This is a genomic window from Streptomyces sp. NPDC002958 (assembly GCF_055563255.1).
This window is the reverse complement of the sequence record NZ_JBVHDS010000079.1, coordinates 1-1,743: the sequence shown is the minus strand read 5'-3', so window position 1 is coordinate 1,743 and position 1,743 is coordinate 1. Positions and strand designations below refer to the sequence as shown.

The window sequence follows — 1,743 nt, the reverse complement described above, 5'->3', positions numbered from 1 at the left end:
CCAATGCCACGAAGTTAAGGATTCGGCGGTGGCGTCAAGATGTCGGGGAGGGTGATCTTGTAGGTGCTCGGAGCGGTGCGGACGAGTCGGTCGTTGCGGGCCCAGTAGCACAGTTGCGCAGTGAGACTGCTGAGGGGGCGTCCAGAGGTGGGGAGTCCGAGACGCCGGGCGATATCCCGGGTGTGCATGGCTTGGTTGGAGTTCGCAGCCAGGATCTGGCAGACCTGGCCCCAGCGGCCGGAGAGGGCCCTGCTCGGGTCCTGCGCGCTGGGCAGGGCGGGTGGGTGGACGGTGATCTCGATGCCGGTGATCGGGGTGCTGTCGCGTGGACGCCCGTCGCGGTTCCAGATGTTGTAGCGGGAGGTTCCGCACTTGACGATGCGGGTGGACAGTCGCATCCGGCGCCCGGGAAGCAGTGCGTGCAGGACGCGGGCGCCGATGTGTCCTACCAGGTCGGGCTGACTGTCCGGCCCTGAGGCCGCGGTCGTCCCGGCGAGGCTGACGACCGTGTCACGGGCGGCCTCCAGGGCGATGGTGAAGCCGGCCCGGTCGGGATCGCAGCCGGGCATTGTCTCTACCGCGGTCACCATGACCGAGCGCAGGGCCTGGTAGAGGGTGAGTAGTCCCCACATCTCCTGGTTCAGGCCCACCGGGTCCTTCGAGCGTAGGACTCGGCCTTTGAGCAGGGTGTGACGTAGTGCCAGGTAGGCGACCTCGATCTCCCAGCGCTCGTGGTAGAGACGAACCAGGTGGTCGGCGGGATCGGTGCGGTGGTCGCTGAGCGTGGTGAGCAGGCGGTAGGTTCCGCCGAAGTCGCCGCCGTCGGCGGTGCGGGCCCGGATCTCGGCCTCGATCACCCGCAGACGGAGGCCTTTGAGCCGGGTGAGGTAGGAGCCGTCTGGCAGCATCGCCAGCACGGGCGGTCGTCGGGTGCTGGTGGCACGGATCAGGAACTGGGCCCCCTGGGCTGCGATGTCCGCGAGCAGTTCATTGCTGTCGAAGGCGCGGTCCGCCAGCAGGAGCATGTCCGAGGTCAGGTGGCCGGCCAGATCGTGGGCGTAGTCGGTCTCGCCTTTCGAGGCCGGGCCGAAGACGGCGGCGATCAGGCCGCGGGTGCCGGTTTCGCACAGGGTCATGAGCATCAGCCGGGGGTAACCGGTCGGGCCGTGGCGACGCTCGGTGCGGCCGAGCCATGATCGGTTGCGCTCGTGGTCGGGGACGTTCAGGCTCCCACAGCCGTCGAAGGCGACCGTGCGCCAGCGGCGGTAGCGCACTCCGGGCGTGGAGGGCTGGGCCAGCGGGCCGGCAAGTACGTCGAACAGCTGCTTGAGCGGGGCCACGCCGACTCGTCGACGCAGATCACGAAGGGCCTTCTCCGAGGGCTGCGGCACTCTGGCGGCCAGTCCGGCCACGAGTTTGCCCCACACCAGTCCGGTGCCCAGATGCTCGAACAGCCCGAGCGCGAGGACAAGGTACACCCCGACGCGAGAGGGGAGGCTCCGAAGTCGTCGTTCATGCGCCCCGGTCTCGTCCAGCACCGCGTCCACCAACTCGGGTGGGATGACCTGGGTTAACTCGCCGATATGACCAGGCGCGAACACCTTGGTTCCGCCCGTGACAGACTGGGCCACTGGGTCTCTGCTTTCTCAGGAAGATCTTGGTCGATCCCCTGGATAGCAGAGGCCCCTCCTCATCTCACCCGCCTTTGACATTCACGGCGAGCGCTTAACTTCGTGGCATTGG

General features: G+C 67.8%; 1 protein-coding gene. It reads right to left on the bottom strand.

Annotated features, from left to right (window positions below):
• Positions 1–14 precede the first annotated feature (14 nt).
• On the bottom strand, positions 15–1,631 hold the full coding sequence (locus tag ACZ3IC_RS34160) for an IS4 family transposase (protein ID WP_467422621.1): 1,617 nt from the start codon (positions 1,629–1,631) through the stop codon (positions 15–17).
• Positions 1,632–1,743: the final 112 nt, after the last annotated feature.